Here is a 20,520-nt window from a genome sequence, read left to right as displayed (position 1 = left end):
TCGGGCGGGGCTCACGGGTGCGCTCCTGGCAGCAGGTGGGTCACGACCCGACCAGTGTCGTCGCCCCCGGCCCCAGGGTGACCACCGCCCCCACGAGCACGGCGAGCAGCGTGGTGCGCACGTCGTCCCCGCCGCCGGAGCGGCGCACGGCCACGACGAGCCCGGCGGTGACGAGCAGGCCGACCACGGCGGCGAGCAGCGGGGCCCGGCCCCACAGCCACCCCGCCGCGAGCCAGACGCCTGCGCCGACGACGAGGGCCAGCACGAGGCGGCCGGCGGCGGCGAGGGGGCGGGGGCCGGGGGCGGTCGCGGCGGTGGTCGCGGCCGTGCGGCGGGGATCGGGGTCCGGGGTGGGCTCGGGGTCCGGGGTGGGCTCCGCGGCCGGCTCGGGCGGGCGCTCGGGTTCCGGCCTGGGCTCGGGCGGCGTCTCGACGGCCGGCGCGGTCTCGGCCGCGGGCGGCTCTGTCACGGGCGGTGCAGCGGGCGCGGGCGGCGGCTCGGTCGCTGGGGTGCTGGGCGCTGCGGTGGCGGAGCCGTGGGCGGCGTGGCCGGAGCGACGGCGGCGGCGCGACCCGGCGCTGGTCTCCACGGTGCGGCCGTTGGCGGCCAGCAGCTCGGCGACCGACAGCTGCCGGGCGGGGCCCGGGGGGCTGTCGGGGGGCTCGGTCACGCCGCGCCCCCGGCCGCCCGGACGTCGGTCCCCGCGTCGTCGGGCTCGGCGTCGAGCCGGCGCAGGATCACGCCCTCGCGCAGCGCCCACGGGCAGATCTCGAGCTCCTCCACCGCGAGGGCCCGCATGCTGGCTTCCGCCACCAGCGCGCCCGCGACCAGCTGGTGCGACCGCGCCGCGCTGACGCCCTCGAGCTCGCTGAGGTCCGTCGTCGACATGCGGGAGATGAACGCGACCAGCTGCCGCAGCCCCGCGGCGGTGAGCACCCGGCGCACCCGCGGGCCCGCCGCGGACGGCGCCGCGCCCGTGAGCCGGGCCAGCGAGCGGAACGTCTTCGACGTGGCGACCACCCGGCCGCCGTCGTGCTCGCGGCGCAGCCGGTCCGCGGCCGGGGCCAGGGTGGTGTCGAGGTGGTCGCGCAGCCGGGCGACCGCGGCCGGGTCCGGCGGGGTGTCGACGTCGCCGCCGAGCCACTCGCGGCTCAGCCGTCCGGCCCCCAGCGGGAGCGAGAGCGCGACGTCGGGCGCCTCGTCGAGGCCGGTGGCCAGCTCGAGGGAGCCGCCGCCGATGTCCATGGCCAGGATCGGGCCCGCGCTCCAGCCGTACCAGCGGCGCACGGCCAGGAACGTCAGCCGGGACTCGTCCTCGCCGCTGAGCACCCGCAGCGCCACCCCGGTCTGGCGCTGCACCCGGTCGAGCACCTCGGCGGAGTTGGTGGCGTCCCGCACGGCCGACGTCGCGAACGCCAGCACCTCGCGGCAGCCGGCGTCGTCGGCCACGTCGGCCGCCTCGTGCACCGCGCGCAGCAGCCGGTCGGCGCCGGTGCGGGTGAGCCGGCCGCGGCCGTCGAGCTGCTCGGCCAGGCGCAGCGTCGACTTCGTCGAGCTCATGGGGGTGGGGTGGCCGCCGCGGTGGGCGTCGACCACCAGCAGGTGGACGGTGTTGGACCCGACGTCCAGGACCCCGAGGCGCACGACGCCACCGTAGCCGCTCGCCCCCGGTGGCCCGGACCGGCTTGCCCGGGCCCCGGCGGGCGGGCAGGGTCCCCCGCGGCGGTGGCGGTGGTCGAGCGCGAGGAGCGGCAGTGGGCGAGGCACGGGGTCCGGCGGGCGGGAGCGCCGAGGTGGGGCTGGACTTCACCCGGGAGTGGGTGCAGCTGGTCGACCCCGCGGACGACGAGCACGTGGTCCTCGCCGACCTGACCTGGCTGCTGTCGAGCTGGACGTGCGTGTTCGGCTCCCCCGCCTGCCGGGGCACGGTGGCCGGGCGCCCGGACGACGGCTGCTGCTCGCACGGGGCGTTCTTCTCCGACGACGACGACCGGGAGCGGGTGGCCGGGTTCGTCGAGCAGCTCACCCCCGAGGACTGGCAGTTCCACCGCAAGGGCCACTCCAAGAAGGGGTGGACGGAGTCCGACGAGCTCGACGGGGAGACCGCGCTGCGCACCCGCCGCGTCGACGGGGCGTGCATCTTCCACAACCGGCCGGGGTTCGAGGGCGGCTCCGGGTGCGCGCTGCACCGGCTCGCGCTGCGCACCGGCCGGCACCCGCTGGAGACCAAGCCCGACGTGTGCTGGCAGCTGCCCGTGCGCCGCACCCAGGACTGGGTGGACCGTCCCGACGGCACGCGCGTGCTGCAGACCACGATCGGTGAGTACGACCGTCGCGGCTGGGGCGAGGGTGGCGCGGACCTGCACTGGTGGTGCACCTCCTCGCCCGACGCGCACGTGGGCCGCGAGCAGGTGTGGCAGTCCTACGGCCCAGAGCTGACCGAGCTGATCGGCGCGCCCGCGTACGCGGAGCTGGCCAGGCTCTGCACGCGTCGGGCGGGGCTGGGCCTCGTCGCCGTGCACCCCGCCACCGAGGCCGCCCGCCCCTGACCCCTGGGGCCTCGGGCTCCGCTCCTCCGGTCGCCGGGCCCCGGCGAGCGCCGGTGTGTTGCGCCCAGGAGGGGCTTTGCGCCGCCACACACCGGCGCTCGACAGGGAGAAGGACCTGTCAAGGCCCGGACGCCCGGCTGGGGACGGCGGCGACGGCCTGTCCACAGGTTCCGCCGGACCGCGCTGCCGGCGGCTGCGCAGTCCGATCGTGGCCGGGTGCACCCCTGCCTGGCCGAGCAGCTCGTCCTGTCCAGCGTCGTCACCCGCGACGACGTGCTGCGCTGGCACAGCGCGCACGAGCTGAGGTCGATGGTCGAACGGGGCAGCCTCGTGCGCGTGTGGCGGGGCGTCTACTCCGACGACGGCCCCGCCCCCGGCCTGCGGACCCGCCTGCGCGGGCTGGACCTCGCGCTGGGTGAGCAGGTCACCGCCTGCGGCGTGTCCGCGGCCGAGCTGTACGGCTTCGCCGTCGACGCGGACGCGCGGGTCCACGTGGCCGTCCCCGTGCCCCGGGCCCTCGCCGACCGGCCGGGGGTGCGCGTGCACCGCGGTGACGTCGGACCGGTCGTCGAGGTGGGTGAGCGTCCCGTCGTCGCCCCGGCGTGGGCGGCGGTCGACACGAGCCGGGCCCGACGTCGACCCCGCGCCCTCGCGACCCTCGACGCAGCGCTGCGCAGCGGGACGTGCAGCCACGACCATCTGCTCGACGCCGTCGACCGCCGCCGGGGCCACCGCGGTGTGAGCGCGGTGCGCGGCCTGGTCGGCCTCGCGGACGGGCTCAGCGAGTCACCGATGGAGTCCGAGACCCGGCTGCTGCTGCACGACGGCGGCCTGCCGAGGCCCACGCTGCAGCACGAGGTCCGCACCGCCGACGGCCGCCTGGTCGCACGGCTCGACCTGGCCTGGCCGGACCACCGCGTCGCCGTCGAGTACGACGGTCTCGAGTTCCACCGCGACCGCCGCTCCCTGGAGAACGACCGGCGCCGGGCGGCTGAGCTGCTCGGCGAGGGCTGGCGGTGCCTGGCGCTCACCCGCGCCGACGTGCGGGACCGGCCGGAGCGGACCGTCCACCAGGTGCGTGCGCTGCTGGCCACGCGCGGCTGAGCCCCGCCGAGCGCCGGTGTGTTTCGCCCCTGACCCCGCTGGCACCGCAACACACCGGCGCTCGGCGGAAGGTGGGTACAGCGGGAGGCAACGGGCGGCAGGGCTAGGGGTCGAGCTTGTAGCCCAGGCCGCGCACGGTGAGCAGGTGGCGGGGGTGCGCCGGGTCGGGCTCGACCTTGGCGCGCAGCCGCTTGACGTGCACGTCGAGGGTCTTGGTGTCGCCCACGTAGTCCGCGCCCCACACCCGGTCGATGAGCTGGCCCCGGGTGAGCACCCGCCCGGAGTTGCGCAGCAGGTACTCCAGCAGGTCGAACTCCTTGAGCGGCAGTGCCACGGCCCGCCCGTCCACCGCGACCGTGTGCCGCTCGACGTCCATCCGCACCGGCCCGGCCTCGAGCACCGACATCCCCAGCGACTCGTCGTCGGCCTCGGCCCCGCGGCGCAGCACGGCCCGGATGCGCGCGATGAGCTCGCGCGCCGAGTACGGCTTGGTGACGTAGTCGTCCGCCCCGAGCTCGAGCCCGACGACCTTGTCGATCTCGCTGTCACGGGCCGTCACCATGATCACCGGCACCCCGGAGCGGGCCCGCAGCGCCCGGCACACGTCGGTGCCGCTCATCCCCGGCAGCATGAGGTCGAGCAGCACGATGTCCGCCCCGCCGGCGTCGAACTCCGCCAGCGCGCTGGGCCCGTCGACGGTGACGGTGGCCTCGAACCCCTCCTTGCGCAGCAGGAAGGCGAGCGGGTCGGCCAGCGACTCCTCGTCCTCGACGATCAGCACACGGGTCACCGGTGTCCTCCTCGGGTGTGGGCGGGCTCGAGCTCGTCCTCGGGCGCGGTCTCCTCGACGTGCACGGGGACCCGCAGGGTGAAGGTGGAGCCGGTGCCCGGCCTGCTCCACAGCCGCACCGCCCCGTCGTGGTTGGCGGCGACGTGCTTGACGATGGCCAGCCCCAGCCCGGTGCCGCCGGTGGCGCGGGACCGCCCGGCGTCGACGCGGAAGAAGCGCTCGAACACCCGCTCCTGGTGCTCCGGGGCGATGCCGATGCCGCGGTCGGTCACGCTGACCTCGACGTCGTCGTCGCGCCGGACCCGGCTGATGGAGACGGGGCTGCCGGGCGGGGAGTAGGCGATGGCGTTCTCGACCAGGTTCGACAGCGCCGTCACCAGCAGCGCCCGGTCGCCGAGCACCTCCAGGCCGCTGGGCGCGTCGGCGGTGACGGTCGTGCCCGCGGTCTCGGCGCTGAGGCGGGCGCGCACCAGGGCCTCGGCGACGACGTCGTCGACGTCGACCACCTCCAGCTCGGGCAGCCGCTCCGCGCCCTGCAGCCGCGACAGCGCGATGAGCTCGGTCACCAGCGCGCCGAGCCGGGTCGCCTCGTGCTGCAACTGGCCGGCGAAGCGGCGGACCTCGGCCTGGTCGTCGACCGACTCCAGCAGGGCCTCCGCCAGTAGCGCCATCGCCCCGACCGGGGTCTTGAGCTCGTGGCTGACGTTGGCCACGAAGTCGCGCCGGGTCGCCTCGAGGCGCACCTGGGCGGACTCGTCGCGGGCCTCGACGACGACGAAGCGGCCGTCCGCGTCGCCGAGCGGGCGGGCGGTGGCGAGGACGGCGGTCGGTGCCCGGCCGGAGCGGGTGTCACCGGGGTGCAGCTCGACCTCGGTGACGGTGCCCAGGCCGAACACCCGCTCGACGGCGTCCCAGGCCGGGTCGGCCATCCGCCGGTCGTGGGTGATGCCGAGCTCCTCGGCGCGCGGGTTGACCAGCACGACGTCGCCGAACCGGTCGACCACGGCGATGCCGTTCTGGGTGGTGCGGACGATGCGGTCGAGCACCTCGCCGACGGTGACGACGGGGTGCGCGGCCGCCGCTCGGGCGGCGCGGCGCGCCAGCAGCACGCCGGCGGTGAGGCCGACCAGCAGGGCCGCCGCCGCGACGAGCAGCGTCCCGGCGGCGTTCACGAGGCGGATCGTACGACGGTGCCCGGGGCCGGCCCGACGCTGCGGTGGGGGCCGCCCCGGGCGGCCGGGGCCCGTTCCGGACGGGTTCGGCCGGGGTTCACCTGCTGTTCGCCCCCGACCGCCGACCGGGGGGTCAGTGCCCCGAGCTGCCCTGGTTGGCCACGGCCGCCGCACCGGCCTCAGCGGCCTCCGGGTCGAGGTACTCCCCACCGGGGTTGAGCACGGTGACGGTGCCGCCGTCGACCTCGAGGTCGTAGCGCAGCGGGATGCCGGTGGGGATGTTGAGCCCGGCGATGTCGTCGTCGGAGATGGCGTCGAGGTGCTTGACCAGCGCCCGCAGGGAGTTGCCGTGCGCGGCGACGAGGACGGTGGCGCCGCTGGCCAGGTCCGGCACGATCGCGGCCTCCCAGTACGGGAGCATGCGGGCGACGACGTCGGCCAGGCACTCGGTGAGCGGTCCGCCGTCGGGGCCGTCGGTCAGGTGCGCGTAGCGGGGGTCGGCGTCCTGGCTGTGCTCGCTGCCGCGCTCGATCTCCGGCGGCGGGGTGTCGTAGCTGCGGCGCCAGGCCATGAACTGCTCCTCGCCGTACTTCTCCTTCGTCGCCTCCTTGTTCAGGCCCTGCAGCGCGCCGTAGTGCCGCTCGTTGAGCCGCCAGTCGCGGTGCACGGGGATCCAGTGCCGGTCGGCGGCGTCGAGGGCCAGGTGCGCGGTGGTGATGGCGCGGCGCAGCAGGGAGGTGTGCAGCACGTCGGGCAGGACGCCCTGCTCGACGAGGAGCTCGCCGCCGCGGGTGGCCTCGCCGCGGCCCTTGTCCGTGAGCGGGACGTCCACCCACCCGGTGAACTGGCCGGAGGCGTTCCACTCGCTCTCGCCGTGGCGGAGCAGGACCAGCGTTGCGCGCGTCATGGCCTCATCCTCGCGCACGCCGGGGGGCGCGGTCGAACACCCCGCGCCCCCCTGTGAACGCAACCTCGCGCCCTGGGTGCAGTAATCACACACAAGGCCGTAGGCCCTACGTGCGGAGGTCCTTGCGGAGGATCTTGCCGCTGGCGGACTTCGGGATCTGCTCGATGAACTCGACCTGGCGCACCTTCTTGTGCGGCGCGACGTTCTCGGCCACGAAGGCCATGACCGCGTCGGCGTCCATGTCCGCGCCCGGCTGCAGCACGACGAAGGCCTTGGGGACCTCCTCGCCCTCGTCGTCGTTGACCCCGATCACGGCGGCGTCGGCGATGGAGTCGTGGCTGAGCAGCAGCGCCTCGAGCTCGGCCGGCGGCACCTGGTAGCCCTTGTACTTGATGAGCTCCTTGACCCGGTCGACGATCTGCACGACGCCCTCGGCCGTCACGGTGGCGACGTCGCCGGTGTGCAGGTAGCCGTCGTCGTCCAGGGTCGCGGCCGTGGCCTCGGGGTTCTCCAGGTACCCCTGCATGATGTTGGGGCCCTTGCACCACAGCTCGCCGGGGGCCGACGCGCCCTCCGCCGGCACCTCGACCTCCTCGCCCGTCTCCGGGTCGACGATCTTGCACTCCATGTTGGGGATGGTCAGCCCCACGGTGTCCAGCGAGATGTCGTCGCGGTCGCCGGGGATGCAGTGGCTGACCGGGCTCATCTCGGACATGCCGTAGCCCTGGCGCACCGTGCAGCCCAGCCGCTCGGCCACGCGGGCACCGAGCTTGCCGTCGAGCGGGGCCGCCCCGGAGAACACGCACTTGACCGAGGACAGGTCGTAGTTCTCGACCATGGGGTGCTTGGCCAGCGCCACCGCCACCGGCGGGGCGATGTAGACGTAGGTGATGCCCTGCTCGGAGTTGATCTTGAGGAACTGCTCGAGGTCGAATCGCGGCATGGTGACGACCTGCGCGCGCCGCTTGATGCCCGAGTTCATGAGCACGGTCATGCCGTAGATGTGGAAGAACGGCAGCACCGCGAGCAGCTTGTCGGTGTGGTCGACCTGGATGACGGGGAAGGTCTGGGCCACGTTCGCCACCAGGTTGCGGTGGGTGAGCATGACGCCCTTGGCCCGGCCGGTCGTGCCCGAGGAGTAGGGCAGCACGGCGAGGTCGGTGGGCTTGACGTCGACGTCCGGGGCCGGGGCGCCGGAGGTCAGCAGGTCGCGCAGCGAGGTGCGGCCCTCCGCGCCGTCCATGACGACGACCTGCTCGCGCGGGATGCCGTTGGCCTCGGCGGCCGCGTCGGCCTGCTCCAGCATCGGGGAGATGGTGAACAGCCAGCTGGCCTTGGAGTCCTCGAGCTGGTTGCCGATCTCCTTGGCCGTGTAGAGGGAGTTGATCGTGGTGGCCACGCCGCCGGCGCGCAGGATGCCCTGGAACACGGTGACGAAGGCGGGCACGTTGGGGCACAGCAGCCCGGCGACGTCGCCCTGGGCGAACCCGCGGGCGGCCAGACCCCCGGCGAGCGCCTCGACCTGACCCTTGAGCTCGGCGAACGTGGTCTCGGCGCCGGAGGGGCCGTCGACCAGGGCGACCCGGTCGGCGTCGTCGCCGAGGTCGTCGAAGAGGTAGCTGAAGACGCTGACCTCGGGGATCTCGACGTCGGGGTAGGGGCTGGTGAAGCTCATGGGCTCTCCTTCGGGGCGCGAGCGGACGCGGCGGCGGTGACACGGACGTGGCCCAGGACCCTGGACTGCGGGGTGACCTGGACCACGTCTGGGCTCGGGGGCGAGCCTACGTGTCCGCTTCGTCCTCGCCCACGAGGTGGGTGAACGCCGCGAGGTTGCGCGTCGACTCGCCGCGGGAGGTCCGCCACGCCCACTCCCGCCGGATGGAGGAGGCGAAGCCCAGCTCGAGCAGGGTGTTGAAGTCGCCGTCGGCCGCCTCGAGGGTCTGGCCCAGCACCCGGTCGAGCTCGGCGTCGGTCACCGATTCCGCGGCGAGGCGCCCGACGAGGTAGATGTCGCCGGTTCGGTCGATGGTGTAGCTGACGCCGAACAGCCGGCGGTTGCGGCGCAGCAGGAACGCGTACACCCCGGCGTGGTTCTCGTCGGGCTGGCGGCACACGAACGCCTCCACCCGCAGGCCGTGCGCGCCGACGGTGAGGATGGCGGTCGTCGTCAGCTTGGCCTCGCCGGGCAGGGTGACGACGAAGACCTCGGGCCGCGGCCGGGCGAACTCCAGCTCGCGCTCGTCGAGGGCCGCCTCGATGGTCGCGGTGAGCTGCGGGGACGCCTCGCTCACGCCCGCACCCCCCGGGTGGTGCGCCGCCGCGAGCGCAGCCCGCGCTGCCAGGCGGCGGGCACCGGGGTGCGCGCGGGGGTGGGCCGCGCCCCGGAGCCCAGCAGCGCGCGCGAGTAGCTGGTGAGCAGGCCGTCGGCGGTGCGCTCCCAGGAGAACCCGGCGGCGTGGGCGGGGGCGGCCGCGGCCATCGCGGCGCGGCGGCCCGGGTCGGCGACGAGCGAGCCCAGCGCGTCGGCCCAGTCGTTGGTGCGGTGGGTGGGCACGAGCAGGCCCGTGACCCCGGCGCGGACGGCGACCCCGAGCCCGCCGACGTCGGCCGCGACCACCGGGGTGCCGCAGGCCTGCGCCTCGAGGGCGACCAGGCCGAAGGACTCGGAGTGGCTGGGCACGGCGACGAGGTCGGACGCGCGGTAGACCTCGGCCAGCTCGTCGGCGGGGCGGGGTGGCAGGAAGCGCACCACGTCGCTGATCCCCAGCTCGGCGGCCAGGGCCACGAGCGACTCCGGGCGCTCCAGCCCGCTGCCCGACGGGCCGCCGACGACGAGGACGACCAGCGGCAGGTCCGGGGTGCGGGCCCGCAGCTCGGCGGCCGCGCGCAGCAGCACGTCGGGGGCCTTGAGCGGCTGGATGCGCCCGACGAAGGTGAGCACGACCGCGGCCGGGTCCAGGCCCAGGTGCGCGCGGGCGGCGGCCCGGTCACCGGGGCGGTACCGGTCGAGGTCGGCGCCGGGGGCGATGACGTCGGTGCGGGCCGGGTCGGCGCCGTGCAGGGCGACGAGCTGCGCCGCCTCGGCCGTGGTGTTGGCCACCAGCCGGTCGGCCTCGTCGACCACCTGCTGCTCGCCGATGACGCGCATCCGGGGCTCGGCGGTGTCGCCCTCGGCCAGGGCGGCGTTCTTCACCCCGGCCAGGGTGTGGGCGGTGTGCACCAGCGGCACGCCCCAGCGGTCACGGGCCAACCAGCCCACCTGCCCGGAGAGCCAGTAGTGGGAGTGCACCAGGTCGTAGTAGCCGGGGTCCTGCACCGCCTCGGTGCGCAGCACGCCGGCGGTGAACGCGCACAGCTGCGCGGGCAGGTCGGTCTTGTCGAGGCCCTCGAACGGCCCGGCGAGGACGTGGCGGACGGTGACGCCGGGGGCGGCGGCCACCACGGGCTCGTCGCGCGAGCTGGTGGCGCGGGTGAAGATCTCGACCTCGACGCCGCGCTCGGCCAGCCGCAGCGCGGTCTGCAGCACGTAGACGTTCATGCCGCCCGCGTCGCCCGTGCCGGGCTGGGCCAGGGGCGAGGTGTGGACCGACAGGACGGCCACCCGACGTGGCCGCGCGGGCGCGGCGGCGGTGCGCACGGTCACGGGAGACATAGTGCTCCCCGCACCCGGGGCCCGCTCACCCGGTGGTTCCCAGGGCCCGCACCTCGGCCACGACGCGCCCGGGGTCGGCCAGGAACGGCACGTGCCCGCCGGCGTCCCACCAGCTGGTGCGCACGCCGGGCAGCAGGTCGGCGGCGTGGCGCCCGGCGCGGACGTCGACCACCGCGTCGTCCGCGGCGTGGAGCACCAGCGACGGCACGTCGAGCGCGGCGAGGACGTCGTCGGCGTCGCACTCCCGGGCGAACAGGGCCCCGCGGACCGACGGGGGCACGGCCAGCGCGGCCCCGAGCAGGGCCTGCTCGGCGTCCCCCACCGGGCCGAGGCCGGCGACGAAGGCGCGCAGCGCGGGCACGGCCACGTCCGGGTCGGCGGCGAGCGCGGCCGGCACCGCGGCGCGCATGGCGGGGCCGACCCGCCCGCCGAGACGCCCGCGGCCGAGCCCGGTGACGGCCCCGACGAGGACCAGGGCGGCGGGCCGACCCCCGGCGCGGACCCAGTCGGTGGCCACGACACCGCCGTAGGACCAGCCCAGCAGCACCGGGGGGCCGGTCGCCCCGGCCGCGGCGAGCACGGCGTCGAGGTCGGCCGCCCACGCGGCCGGGTCGTCGTAGCCGGTGCCGGGGTCGGAGCTGCGGCCGTGCCCGCGCAGGTCGGGGGCCAGGACGTGGTGGTGCGCGGCGAGCCCGGCGACGAGGTCGGGGCCCCAGCAGGTGGCCGACTGCGCCCAGCCGTGCAGCAGCACCAGCGGCGGGTCGCCCGGCTCGCCCGCGCTGCCCCAGCTGAGCACCTCGCCGGTGGCCGTGGTGGTCGAGGCCCAGCGCAGGTGGTCGGTCATCCCGCGACCCTAGGGGCGCGGCCGGGCAGGGCTAGCGTGGCCGCGGCACGTCGTGCCCCCCACACCCCCAGCGGAAGGACGGACCACCCATGGCCAGCAGCGAGCGCGGGACCGCCGTCGTCACCGGGGCCAGCTCCGGCATCGGGGAGGCCACCGCGCACGTGCTGGCCGAGGCCGGCTACCACGTGGTGTGCGGGGCGCGGCGCCTCGAGCGGGTGCAGGCCGTGGCCGAGGCGGTGGGCGGCACCGGGCTGGCGCTCGACGTCACCGACGAGGCGTCCGTGGCCGCGTTCTGCGACACCGTGACCGCCGAGCACGGCCCGGTCCGGGTGCTGGTCAACAACGCGGGCGGCGCGAAGGGCCTGGCCCCGGTGGCCGAGGCCGACCTCGACGACTGGCGCTGGATGTGGGAGACGAACGTGCTGGGCACGCTGCGGGTGACCAAGGCGCTGCTGCCGGCGCTGGTGGACTCCGGGGACGGCCTCGTCGTCACCGTCACCTCCATCGCCGCGCTCGAGCCCTACGACAACGGCTCCGGCTACACCTCGGCCAAGCACGCGCAGGCGGTGCTGCACCGCACCCTGCGCGGCGAGCTGCTGGGCAAGCCGGTGCGTTTCACCGAGGTCGCCCCCGGCATGGTGGAGACGGAGTTCTCCGCCGTCCGCTTCGAGGGCCTGCCCGACGCCGACGAGCGCGCCGCGAAGGTCTACGAGGGCCTGACGCCGCTGACCGCGCGCGACGTCGCGGAGGTGATCGGGTTCGCCGCGACCCGGCCGGCGCACGTGAACCTCGACCAGGTCGTGGTCAAGCCCCGCGCCCAGGCCGGCGCGATGCGCGCCCACCGCGAGTAGTCGGGGGCTTTCAGCACGCTTGCCGCCCCCGACCGCGCGCCGACGGGGCGACTGGCGGGCCTTCCGCCCCGCGAGCCGGGTCGCGTCAGAGCGCCGACATCGACAGCCAGGTGGGCCAGTCGACCGACCAGTCGTAGATGTCCCCGTCGGCCGCGGAGAGCTCGATGGGCGAGCCGGTCACCTCGACCGGGTCGCCGTAGACGGCCATCCCGAAGTAGGTCTGCGCGTCCTGCGTGGACAGGTTGATGCAGCCGTTGGTGACGTTGGACGCGCCCTGCACCCCGGTGGTGAGCGGGTTGGCGTGGATGAACTCCCCGTTGTTGCTGATCCGGGTGGCCCAGCGCTCCCGCACGTTCTCGTAGTACGGCGGGTTGGACATGAGGAAGTCCTCGTACTTCTCCGTCACCACGTGGATCCCGTTGCGGGTGGTGTTGCGCGCCTCGTTCGCCTCGCCGTAGCTGCACGGCACGTCGAGCACCGTCTGCCCGTCGCGGACCACCACCATGCGGTGGCTCGGCACGTCGGCCTTGACCACCTGCAGCCGGTCGACGGTGAACGACGTCGACAGGTCCGCGCTGCCCCAGGCACCCCCACCCAGGTCGACGCCGTAGACCTTGGCGTCCATCGACACCGCGGTACCCGCGGCCCAGTAGGCCCGCGGCCGCCAGTGGGCGCGCGAGCTGTCCGGGCCGTCCGGGAGCCACGCCCAGGCGCCCTCGGTGGCCGGGGTCGTGGTCACCGTCATGGCCTGCTGCGCGGCGGCCTTGTCGGTGACCGGCCCGTCGAAGGTGACCATGATCGGGGCCGCCACCCCGACGGCCTGCCCGTCACCGATGTTGACCCGCGCGCTCACCCGGCTGCCCGGGGCCACGGTGGCCACGGTGCCGGCCAGCGGCACGCTGGTGCCCTCGGGACCGCCCGCGGTGCCGGACCAGGTGTAGGTCTTCCCGTAGCCCAGGGGCTCCCCCGCGGTCCAGGTGCTGCCGTCGGCGGACAGCGCCCCGGTCACCACGACGCCGTCGTCGCCGGTGAGGGCCACGCCCTGCAGCGTGGCCCCGGCGGCGGTGACCGAGACCGGCGCGGTGGGCGAGGCGCCGGTGGTCCCGGCGGCGGGCTGGTAGGTGACCGACGCGGCGAGGGCGGCGCTGCGCGAGCTGGTGGCCGCAGCCGCACCGCCGTCACCCGAGGCGGCCGACGCGGCGGGCGACGTCCGGGACCCGCAGGCGGCCAGCGCCGCGGCCAGCGGGGCGGCGGCCGCGGCGGCGAGGAGGGTGCGTCGGGACACTCGGGACGGCTGACTCACTGCGTCGAGGTTACCGAGAGCCCCCCGGGCACCGCACGAACCGCTCAGACCCGGCAGCCCACCAGCACCGGCTCGGGCTCGAGGACCACCCCGAACACCGCGTGCACGCCGTCGCGGACCTCCCGGGCCAGCGCGAGGACGGCGGCCGCGTCCGCGCCGCCCCGGTTGGTCAGCGCCAGCGTGTGCTTGGTCGACAGCCCCGCCGACGAGTCGGGCCCGGCGTGGCCGCGGGCGAACCCCGCCCGCTCGATGAGCCAGCCCGCGGAGAGCTTCACCCCGTCGGGCGCCGGCCAGCTGGGCAGCACCACGTCCGGGCCGAGGCGGGCCACAGCGCGGGCGCGGACGTCGTCGGCCACCGCGTCGGTGACCACCGGGTTGGTGAAGAACGACCCGGCGCTCCACGTGTCGTGGTCGGGGGCGTCGAGCACCATCCCCTTGCCGCGGCGCAGCGCGAGCACCGCGTCGCGGACGTCGGCCGCCGGCAGGCGCTGCTCGGGGGCGGCGCCGAGCACCCGGGAGAGCTCCCCGTAGCGCAGCGGGGCGCTGGCGCCGTCGGTCCGCAGCCGGAACCGCACGGTGAGCACCACCGCGCGGTCGGTGTGCTTGAGCACGCTGGTCCGGTAGCCCAGCCCCAGCTCGGCGGCCGGGACCCAGCGGCGCTCCCCCGTGGCCCGCTCGAGCAGCTCGACCCCGTCGAGGACGTCGGCGACCTCGACCCCGTAGGCGCCCACGTTCTGCACGGGCGTCGCCCCGGTGCTGCCGGGGATGCCGGCCAGGCACTCCAGGCCCCCGAGCCCGGCCTCGACGCAGGCGCGCACGAGGTGGTCCCAGCCGACCCCGGCGTCCGCCTCCACGAGCCCGTCGTCGGCCAGCCGCAGGCCGTCGCTGCGGACGTGGACGACGGTGGCAGCCACCGGGTCGTCGCCGACGAGCAGGTTCGACCCGCCGCCGAGGACGAGTAGCGGCTCCCCCGCCGCGTCGAGCGTGCGGACGGCGGTGACCAGCGACGCCGTGTCCGGGCAGGTGACGAGCGCGGCAGCCGGCCCGCCGACCCGCAGCGTGGTGAGCCCGGCCAGCGGCACGTCGCGGCTGACGTGCAGCCCGTCCGCCGCCAGGGCCTGGGCCACGACCGGTGTCACCACGGGACCGGACGGTAGCGTGCCCGCCATGTCTCGCCGCTTCGAGCACACCGCGACCTACCCCTGCTCCCCGGCCGCGCTGCTCGCCGCGTACGGCGACCGGGCCTACTGGCAGGCCCGGGTGGACCAGGTGGGCGGCCCGGGCGCCGAGCTGCGCTCGGTCGAGGCGTCCGACACCGGCGTGGACGTGGCCCTGACCCAGCGCATCGCCGCGCAGCACCTGCCGAAGGTGGTGCAGAAGATCTCCTCGGGGGACCTCACCATCTCCCGGGAGGAGCACTGGTCGGCGCTGTCCGGCGGCCGGGCCAGCGCCCGCACGTCGGGCGCGGTGGCGGGCACCCCGGCGAAGATCACCGCGAGCGTGGAGCTGACCGGCGACGACGCCTCGGCCACGGTGCGCACCACCGGCCAGGCCGAGGTCCCGGTGCCGCTGGTCGGCGGCAAGATCGAGCAGGCCATCTGCGACAACATCACCCAGCTGCTCGAGGTCGAGCAGCGCTTCACCACCGACTGGGTCCGCGACCGCTGAGCGCACCCCGACCCGTCGGCGCCGTCACCCGCGGCACGACGGGCCACAACCGGCTGCGGCGCAGCGACCGGTGGCTGGTCCACTCCCCCGAGGTCGCGCGCGCCCTGGCCGGGCCCGCCCCGCTGGTGGTCGACCTCGGGTTCGGCGCCGGGCCGCAGACCACCCTCGAGCTGGCCGGGCGGCTGCGCGCGGTCGCACCCGACGTCCGCGTCGTCGGCCTGGAGATCGACCCGGCGCGGGTGGCGACGGCGAGGATGCTGGCCGGCGGTGCGCCCGGGGTGGAGTTCGCGCTGGGCGGCTTCGAGCTGGCCGGCCTCGCGCCGTCGCTGGTGCGGGCGTTCAACGTGCTGCGGCAGTACCCGGAGGACGCGGTGGCCCCGGCGTGGGCCCGGCTGCGGGGCGCGCTGGCCCCGGGCGGTCTCGTGGTGGAGGGCACGTGCGACGAGCGGGGCCGGCGCTGCGCCTGGGTGCTGCTCGACGCTGCGGGACCCCGCTCGCTCACCCTGGCCTGGGACCCCGCCGACGTGGCCCGGCCGGGCGAGCTCGCAGCGCGGCTGCCCAAGGCGCTGATCCACCGCAACGTCCCCGGCGAGGGCGTGCACGCGCTGCTGGCCGACCTCGACCGGGCCTGGGACGTGGTGGCGCCGCACGCCGCCTACGGCCCGCGCCGGCGGTGGCGGGCGGCGCACGACCTCCTCCGGGGGTGGGGCTGGCCGGTGGCGCCGGCCCGACGTCCGGTGCGCGACAACGTGGTCACCGTGGCCTGGGCCGCCGTCGCCCCCCGGGCTTGACGGGGATCAGCGCAGCGGCGTGTGGGCGGGGTCGACGCGCTCGCCCGCGGCGACCGGGCCCGGCGGGGTGCCGTCGCCGAAGGGACGCCCGCCCAACGCCTCCCGGCCGTGCGGGGTCAGCCAGCCCGCCAGGTCCGGCCCCTTCGGCACCACCTGCGTGGGGTTGATGTCGGTGTGGACGACGTAGTAGTGCTGCTTGATCTGCACGAAGTCGGTGGTGTCGCCGAAGCCGGGGGTCTGGAACAGGTCCCGGGCGTACGCCCACAGCACGTCGAGCTCGCTGAGCTTGTGCCGGTTGCACTTGAAGTGGCCGTGGTAGACGGCGTCGAACCGGGCCAGGGTGGTGAACAGCCGCACGTCGGCCTCGGTGATGGTGTCGCCGACCAGGTACCGCTGGTCGGTGAGCCGCTCCTCGAGCCAGTCCAGCCGGGCGAACAGCGCGTCGTACGCCCGCTCGTAGGCGGCCTGGCTGCCCGCGAAGCCCGCCTTGTAGACGCCGTTGTTCACGTCGCGCAGCACCAGCTCGGCGACCTCGTCGATCTCGTCGCGCAGCGGCTCCGGGTACAGCTCGGGGGCGCCGTCGCGGTGGAACGCCGTCCACTGGGTGGAGAGGTCCAGGGTGATCTGCGGGAAGTCGTTGGTGACGACCTGGCCGGACGGCACGTCGACGATCGCGGGCACGGTGATGCCCCGCGGGTAGTCGGGGTAGCGGGCGAGGAACGCCTCCTGCAGCCGCTCGTAGCCGAGCACGGGGTCGCGGCCCCCCGGGTCGAGGTCGAACGTCCAGCTGCGCTCGTCGTGGGTGGGCCCGCAGATCCCCATCGAGATCGCGTCCTCCAGGCCCAGCAGGCGGCGGACGATGATGGCCCGGTTCGCCCACGGGCAGGCCCGCGCGGCGACGAGCCGGTAGCGGCCGGCCTCGACGGGCCACCGCTCGGAGTCGGTGGTGATGCGGTCGTCGATGTAGTCGGTGTCGCGGTCGAACTCGTCCCCGGACATGTCGTGCGTCCCGGTGGTGCCGGTGGTCCTCTGCGCGTCGTCGGCCATGCCGTGACGCTACCGGCGCCCCGACGGCTCAGCGGCCCGGCCCGGGGGAACACCGCACCGCCGCGCCCGGTTGCCCCGGGCATGCGTGCCATCACCTACACCGAGTTCGGCGGACCCGAGGTCCTCACCCACGGCGAGACCGACGACCCCACCGTCGGCCCCGACAGCGTCCTGGTGCGGGTCCGCGCCAGCTCGGTGAACCCCGTCGACCACAAGGTGCGGGAGGGCTACCTGGCCGGGGCCATCGACGCGTGGTTCCCGGTGGTCCCCGGCTGGGACGTCGCCGGGGTCGTCGAGGCCGTCGGCCCCGCCATCACCGAGTTCGCGGTCGGTGACGAGGTGTACGGCTACGTCCGCGCCGACGTGGTGCACGGCGGCACCCTGGCCGAGCTCGTTGCGGCCCCCGTCCGCACCCTGGCCCGCAAGCCCGCATCGCTCTCGTTCGTCGAGGCCGCCGCCGTGCCGCTGGCCGGGCTCACCGCCTACCAGGCCCTGGTGCACGCCCTGGCGGTCGCCGAGGGCGACGTGGTCCTGGTCTCCGGTGCGTCCGGCGGGGTCGGCTCGTTCGCGGTGCAGGTCGCCGTCGCCCGCGGGGCCCGCGTCCTCGGCACCGCCAGCGAGGGCAACCACGACTACCTGCGCTCGCTGGGCGCCGAGCCCACCACCTACGGCGACGGCCTGGCCGACCGGCTCCGGGAGCTGGCCCCGGACGGCCTCGACGCGGCGTTCGACCTCTTCGGCGGGGACGACCTGGCCGCGGCGACGTCGCTGCTGCGCGACCGCACCCGCATCGCGTCGATCGCCGACGCCTCGGTGACCGAGCACGGCGGGCACTACGTGTTCGTCCGGCCGTCCACCGCGGATCTCGACGCCCTGACCGCGCTGGCCGACTCCGGCGCGCTGCGCGTCGAGGTGGCGCAGACGTTCCCGCTGGAGCGCGCGGCGGACGCGCACCGCGCCGTCGAGGGCGGCCACGTGCGCGGCAAGGTCGTCGTCACCGTCCCCTGACCCCCTCCGGCGCGCTCCCCGGTGGTCGGGGCCGTCGTCCCCGGGCGCGATGATGGTCGCGTGGACCCCGACCGCCGCTACGTGCTCAGCCTCGGCTGCCCCGACCGCACCGGGGTGGTGGCCGCGATCGCCGGCCACCTCGCCGAGGTCGGCGGCTGGATCACCGAGGCCGCGTACCACGCCGACGCCGACTCGGGCTGGTTCTTCACCCGGCAGGTGGTGCGCGCCGACTCGGTGCGCGTGGGCCTCGAGGAGCTCCGCGACGGCGTCGCGGCCGTCGCCGCCGCCATCGGGCCCGAGGCGGAGTGGACGCTGACCGACACCGCCGAGCGCAAGCGGGTGGTGCTGCTGGTCAGCCGGGAGGCGCACTGCCTGCACGACCTGCTCGGCCGCACCGCCGCCGGGGAGCTGCCCGCCGACGTCGCCGCCGTCATCGGCAACCACCCCGACCTGGGCGCGGTCGCCGCCGCGCACGGCGTGCCGTTCCACCACGTGCCGTTCCCGCGGGACCCGGCGCAGCGGGGCCCCGCGTTCGAGGAGGTGCGCACCCTGGTCGACGCGCACGACCCGCACGCGGTGGTCCTGGCCCGCTTCATGCAGGTGCTGCCCCCCGAGCTCTGCGCGCACTGGGCGGGGCGGGCGCTGAACATCCACCACAGCTTCCTGCCCAGCTTCGCCGGGGCGCGGCCCTACCACCAGGCGTTCGCCCGCGGGGTCAAGCTCATCGGCGCCACCTGCCACTACGTCACCGCCGAGCTCGACGCCGGGCCCATCGTCGAGCAGGACGTCATCCGCGTCGACCACGGCGACTCCCCGGCCGACATGGTCCGGCAGGGCCGCGACATCGAGAAGCTCGTGCTCTCCCGCGGGCTGCGCTGGCACCTCGAGGACCGGGTTCTCGTCCACGGCGGCAAGACGGTGGTGTTCAGCTGAGGCACGATCGACCCGTGCCCCCGCGCCCGAGCCTGCCGCGCCGGGCGCTGCGGTCGCTCGCCGCGGCCGACCCCGGCCAGGTGCGCCTGGTCAGCGCCGGCACCACGACGCTGACCCTGGTGCTGGCCCTGGCCGTGCTGCTGGGGCTGACCCGGGCCGTCGGTCAGCCGCTCACCGTCGCCCTGCTGGGCACCGTCGTCGCCATGTTCACCGCGGTGGCCGTGCAGGACCGCACCCACCGCGCGCGGGTGGTCACCACCGCGCTGGCCCCGCTGCCCGCGGTCGCCTCGGCGGGGCTGGCGGCCGTGCTGCACCCCTACGGCGTGGTGGCCGACGCCGGGTTCGTCGCGGTCCTCTTCGCCGCCACCTGGGTGCGCCGCTACGGCCCGCGGGGCAACGCCCTGGGCCAGGTCGCGTTCACCGCCTACTTCTTCGTGCTGTTCCTGCGCGCCACCACCGCGCAGCTGCCGGCGCTGGCCGCGAGCGTGCTCGTCGGGGTGGCCGTGGCCCTGGTGGTGCGGGTGGTGCTGCTGCCCGAGCGGCCCCGCCGCGAGCTGCGCCGGCTCACCCGGGCGCTGCGCGCGGTGTGCGCCAGCGCGGTCGGCGTGGCGGTGACCGAGGCGCAGCGGCGCCGGCGCGGCCCCGCCCACGCCCAGCCCGACGACGCCGCGCTGCGCCGCCAGCTGCACCGCCTCGCCGAGACCGCGCTGATGATCGAGGACTGGCTCGACCGGCACGACGCGGCACGGCACCTGTCGGTGGACGGCCGGGAGCTCTCGCTGCGGGTGCTCGACGGCCAGCTCGCCACCGAGCAGCTCGTCGACGCCCTGACCGCGCTGCCCGCCGACGCACCCTGGCCGCCGGCGCTCGACACGGTGCTGGCCCTGCTCGACGCGGTGCTGCGCGACGAGCCCGACGAGGCCGAGCTGGGGGTGCTGCTGGCGGCGGTGGCCAGCGCCTCCCACGACGTCGACGTGGCCACCCCCGCCGGCCGGGCCGTGTTCTCCGCCGCCCGCGCGGCCCGCGCGCACACCGCCATCCACTGGGTGACCGAGGAGGTCGCCGCCGCGGCCGACCACGACGAGCCGGCCCCGGCCGAGGACGACGCGCCCGCACCCGGGCTGCACCCGGCGACCCGGGCGGCCGTGCAGGTGGCGGTGGCGACCGCGCTGGCGACGGGGGTGGGCGAGTTGATCTCGCCCAACCGCTGGTACTGGGCGGTGCTGGCCGCGTTCGTCGTGTTCAACGGGACGACCAGCCGGGGCCAGATCCTGTCCCGGGCCTGGCAGCGCGTGCTGGGCACCCTCGGCGGGGTGGTCGCCGGGGTGCTCCTCGCCGCGGTGGTGGGCCGCAACGCCCCGCTGCAGCTGGGCCTCGTCGTGGTGTGCGTGTTCGCCGCGTTCTACCTGGTCCGGGTGTCCAGCGCGCTGATGGTCTTCTTCATCACCGTGCTGCTCGCCATGCTCTACGGGCTGCTGGGGACGTTCAGCGTGCAGGTGCTCGAGCTGCGGATCTACGAGACCGCGGCCGGGGCGGCTGTGGGCATCGCCGCGGCGTTCCTGGTCCTGCCCACGGGCACCCGCTCGACGGTGGACGAGAAGCTGCGGGCCTGCCTGGACTCCCTGGACGGCCTGGTGCGCGACAGCGTCGCCGCCGTCCGCTCCGGCGGGGCCGAGGTGGACCTGGTGACGGCCTCGCGCGACCTCGACGACGCGCTGGTCGAGCTGGACGCCGCCGCCGAGCCGCTGGCCCACGGCGTGCTGCAGCGGGTGCGCACCACCACCCGGCTGTGGCTGCGGGTGGTCCGCGCGGCCGACGGCTACGCCCGCTCGCTGGCCCGGGCGGGGCACGCCGCCGCCGGGGTGCCCGCCCCCGGCGCGGACGCCGCGGCCGCGCTCGGC

General features: G+C 76.1%; 20 protein-coding genes. 8 read left to right on the top strand and 12 right to left on the bottom strand.

Annotation, left to right across the window (positions count from 1 at the left end; translation table 11 throughout):
• Window positions 1-40: 40 nt before the first annotated feature.
• Together ACYVOF_RS15065 and ACYVOF_RS15060 are read right to left on the bottom strand one after the other, a co-directional pair.
• The gene (locus ACYVOF_RS15065) at window positions 41-670 is read right to left on the bottom strand and encodes a hypothetical protein (protein ID WP_460867857.1); all 630 of its coding nucleotides are present in this window, start codon (window positions 668-670) and stop codon (window positions 41-43) included.
• Window positions 667-1,644: a Ppx/GppA family phosphatase gene (locus ACYVOF_RS15060; RefSeq protein WP_460867856.1), complete on the bottom strand. Its 978-nt coding sequence runs from the start codon at window positions 1,642-1,644 to the stop codon at window positions 667-669. Before ACYVOF_RS15060 ends, ACYVOF_RS15065 begins: the two co-directional genes overlap by 4 nt.
• 110 nt (window positions 1,645-1,754) lie before the next feature.
• On the opposite strand from ACYVOF_RS15060, the gene ACYVOF_RS15055 reads away from it, so the two are divergent.
• The gene (locus ACYVOF_RS15055; protein WP_460867854.1) at window positions 1,755-2,549 is read left to right on the top strand and encodes a hypothetical protein; all 795 of its coding nucleotides are present in this window, start codon (window positions 1,755-1,757) and stop codon (window positions 2,547-2,549) included.
• Between the two features lie 216 nt (window positions 2,550-2,765).
• Window positions 2,766-3,653: a hypothetical protein gene (locus ACYVOF_RS15050; protein WP_460867853.1), complete on the top strand. Its 888-nt coding sequence runs from the start codon at window positions 2,766-2,768 to the stop codon at window positions 3,651-3,653.
• A 103-nt stretch (window positions 3,654-3,756) separates the two neighbouring features.
• On the opposite strand, the gene ACYVOF_RS15045 is transcribed toward ACYVOF_RS15050, so the two are convergent.
• From ACYVOF_RS15045 to ACYVOF_RS15015, 7 genes are all read right to left on the bottom strand, one after another.
• Window positions 3,757-4,443: a winged helix-turn-helix domain-containing protein gene (locus ACYVOF_RS15045; RefSeq protein WP_460867851.1), complete on the bottom strand. Its 687-nt coding sequence runs from the start codon at window positions 4,441-4,443 to the stop codon at window positions 3,757-3,759.
• Entirely contained in the window at window positions 4,440-5,615 is a 1,176-nt protein-coding gene (locus ACYVOF_RS15040; protein ID WP_460867848.1) for a sensor histidine kinase, read from the bottom strand. The genes ACYVOF_RS15045 and ACYVOF_RS15040 overlap by 4 nt, the downstream gene beginning before the upstream one ends.
• 133 nt (window positions 5,616-5,748) lie before the next feature.
• Window positions 5,749-6,522: a phosphoglyceromutase gene (locus ACYVOF_RS15035; protein WP_460867846.1), complete on the bottom strand. Its 774-nt coding sequence runs from the start codon at window positions 6,520-6,522 to the stop codon at window positions 5,749-5,751.
• Window positions 6,523-6,628: 106 nt separating this feature from the next.
• Window positions 6,629-8,197, bottom strand: a complete 1,569-nt coding sequence (locus tag ACYVOF_RS15030) for an AMP-binding protein (RefSeq protein WP_460867844.1) — start codon at window positions 8,195-8,197, stop codon at window positions 6,629-6,631.
• A gap of 106 nt (window positions 8,198-8,303) precedes the next feature.
• A complete protein-coding gene (locus ACYVOF_RS15025; protein WP_460867843.1) occupies window positions 8,304-8,813 on the bottom strand; it encodes a type III secretion system chaperone family protein in 510 nt (169 codons plus the stop codon).
• Window positions 8,810-10,174 (bottom strand): D-inositol-3-phosphate glycosyltransferase, encoded by a 1,365-nt coding sequence (mshA, locus tag ACYVOF_RS15020; protein ID WP_460867841.1) that lies wholly within the window; start codon window positions 10,172-10,174, stop codon window positions 8,810-8,812. The genes ACYVOF_RS15025 and mshA overlap by 4 nt, the downstream gene beginning before the upstream one ends.
• A 25-nt stretch (window positions 10,175-10,199) precedes the next feature.
• The gene (locus ACYVOF_RS15015; RefSeq protein WP_460867839.1) at window positions 10,200-11,018 is read right to left on the bottom strand and encodes an alpha/beta fold hydrolase; all 819 of its coding nucleotides are present in this window, start codon (window positions 11,016-11,018) and stop codon (window positions 10,200-10,202) included.
• A gap of 89 nt (window positions 11,019-11,107) precedes the next feature.
• On the opposite strand from ACYVOF_RS15015, the gene ACYVOF_RS15010 reads away from it, so the two are divergent.
• Complete coding sequence (locus tag ACYVOF_RS15010; protein WP_460867837.1) at window positions 11,108-11,869, top strand: SDR family NAD(P)-dependent oxidoreductase; 762 nt, start codon at window positions 11,108-11,110, stop codon at window positions 11,867-11,869.
• An 85-nt stretch (window positions 11,870-11,954) separates the two neighbouring features.
• Here the strand turns inward: ACYVOF_RS15010 and ACYVOF_RS15005 are convergent, their stop codons facing one another.
• Both ACYVOF_RS15005 and ACYVOF_RS15000 read right to left on the bottom strand, forming a co-directional pair.
• Window positions 11,955-13,154 carry a L,D-transpeptidase gene (locus tag ACYVOF_RS15005; RefSeq protein WP_460867835.1) on the bottom strand — a complete coding sequence of 400 codons (1,200 nt, stop codon included), beginning with the start codon at window positions 13,152-13,154 and terminating at the stop codon, window positions 11,955-11,957.
• 62 nt (window positions 13,155-13,216) lie between these two features.
• Entirely contained in the window at window positions 13,217-14,341 is a 1,125-nt protein-coding gene (locus ACYVOF_RS15000; protein WP_460867833.1) for a UDP-N-acetylmuramate dehydrogenase, read from the bottom strand.
• Here ACYVOF_RS15000 and ACYVOF_RS14995 point away from each other — a divergent pair.
• Together ACYVOF_RS14995 and ACYVOF_RS14990 are read left to right on the top strand one after the other, a co-directional pair.
• The gene (locus ACYVOF_RS14995) at window positions 14,340-14,840 is read left to right on the top strand and encodes a DUF2505 domain-containing protein (RefSeq protein ID WP_460867831.1); all 501 of its coding nucleotides are present in this window, start codon (window positions 14,340-14,342) and stop codon (window positions 14,838-14,840) included. The genes ACYVOF_RS15000 and ACYVOF_RS14995 overlap by 2 nt on opposite strands.
• Window positions 14,837-15,631, top strand: a complete 795-nt coding sequence (locus tag ACYVOF_RS14990; RefSeq protein WP_460867873.1) for a class I SAM-dependent methyltransferase — start codon at window positions 14,837-14,839, stop codon at window positions 15,629-15,631. The genes ACYVOF_RS14995 and ACYVOF_RS14990 overlap by 4 nt, the downstream gene beginning before the upstream one ends.
• Window positions 15,632-15,637: 6 nt before the next feature.
• On the opposite strand, the gene ACYVOF_RS14985 is transcribed toward ACYVOF_RS14990, so the two are convergent.
• A complete protein-coding gene (locus tag ACYVOF_RS14985; RefSeq protein WP_460867829.1) occupies window positions 15,638-16,678 on the bottom strand; it encodes a glutathione S-transferase family protein in 1,041 nt (346 codons plus the stop codon).
• 81 nt (window positions 16,679-16,759) lie between these two features.
• On the opposite strand from ACYVOF_RS14985, the gene ACYVOF_RS14980 reads away from it, so the two are divergent.
• From ACYVOF_RS14980 to ACYVOF_RS14970, 3 genes are all read left to right on the top strand, one after another.
• Entirely contained in the window at window positions 16,760-17,686 is a 927-nt protein-coding gene (locus ACYVOF_RS14980) for an NADP-dependent oxidoreductase (protein ID WP_460867827.1), read from the top strand.
• 60 nt (window positions 17,687-17,746) lie between these two features.
• Window positions 17,747-18,619, top strand: coding sequence for a formyltetrahydrofolate deformylase (gene purU / locus ACYVOF_RS14975; protein WP_460867825.1), 873 nt, complete (start codon window positions 17,747-17,749; stop codon window positions 18,617-18,619).
• A 14-nt stretch (window positions 18,620-18,633) separates the two neighbouring features.
• Window positions 18,634-20,520, top strand: a 1,887-nt coding sequence (locus ACYVOF_RS14970) for an FUSC family protein (RefSeq protein ID WP_460867823.1), incomplete at its 3' end; no start/stop codon positions are given.

It is taken from the genome of Rhodococcus aerolatus (assembly GCF_054783215.1).
Note: the sequence above shows the minus strand (reverse complement) of the source record. Positions and strands in the feature narration are given on the sequence as shown.

What these genes read in the sequence shown, in the direction of transcription:
- ACYVOF_RS15035 (WP_460867846.1), bottom strand. Translation starts at nt 6,522, where the DNA reads ATGACGCGCGCAACGCTGGTCCTGCTCCGCCACGGCGAGAGCGAGTGG.
- ACYVOF_RS15030 (WP_460867844.1), bottom strand. Translation starts at nt 8,197, where the DNA reads ATGAGCTTCACCAGCCCCTACCCCGACGTCGAGATCCCCGAGGTCAGC.
- mshA (WP_460867841.1), bottom strand. Translation starts at nt 10,174, where the DNA reads ATGTCTCCCGTGACCGTGCGCACCGCCGCCGCGCCCGCGCGGCCACGT.
- ACYVOF_RS15015 (WP_460867839.1), bottom strand. Translation starts at nt 11,018, where the DNA reads ATGACCGACCACCTGCGCTGGGCCTCGACCACCACGGCCACCGGCGAG.
- ACYVOF_RS15010 (WP_460867837.1), top strand. Translation starts at nt 11,108, where the DNA reads ATGGCCAGCAGCGAGCGCGGGACCGCCGTCGTCACCGGGGCCAGCTCC.
- ACYVOF_RS14995 (WP_460867831.1), top strand. Translation starts at nt 14,340, where the DNA reads ATGTCTCGCCGCTTCGAGCACACCGCGACCTACCCCTGCTCCCCGGCC.
- ACYVOF_RS15000 (WP_460867833.1), bottom strand. Translation starts at nt 14,341, where the DNA reads ATGGCGGGCACGCTACCGTCCGGTCCCGTGGTGACACCGGTCGTGGCC.
- ACYVOF_RS14985 (WP_460867829.1), bottom strand. Translation starts at nt 16,678, where the DNA reads ATGGCCGACGACGCGCAGAGGACCACCGGCACCACCGGGACGCACGAC.
- ACYVOF_RS14980 (WP_460867827.1), top strand. Translation starts at nt 16,760, where the DNA reads ATGCGTGCCATCACCTACACCGAGTTCGGCGGACCCGAGGTCCTCACC.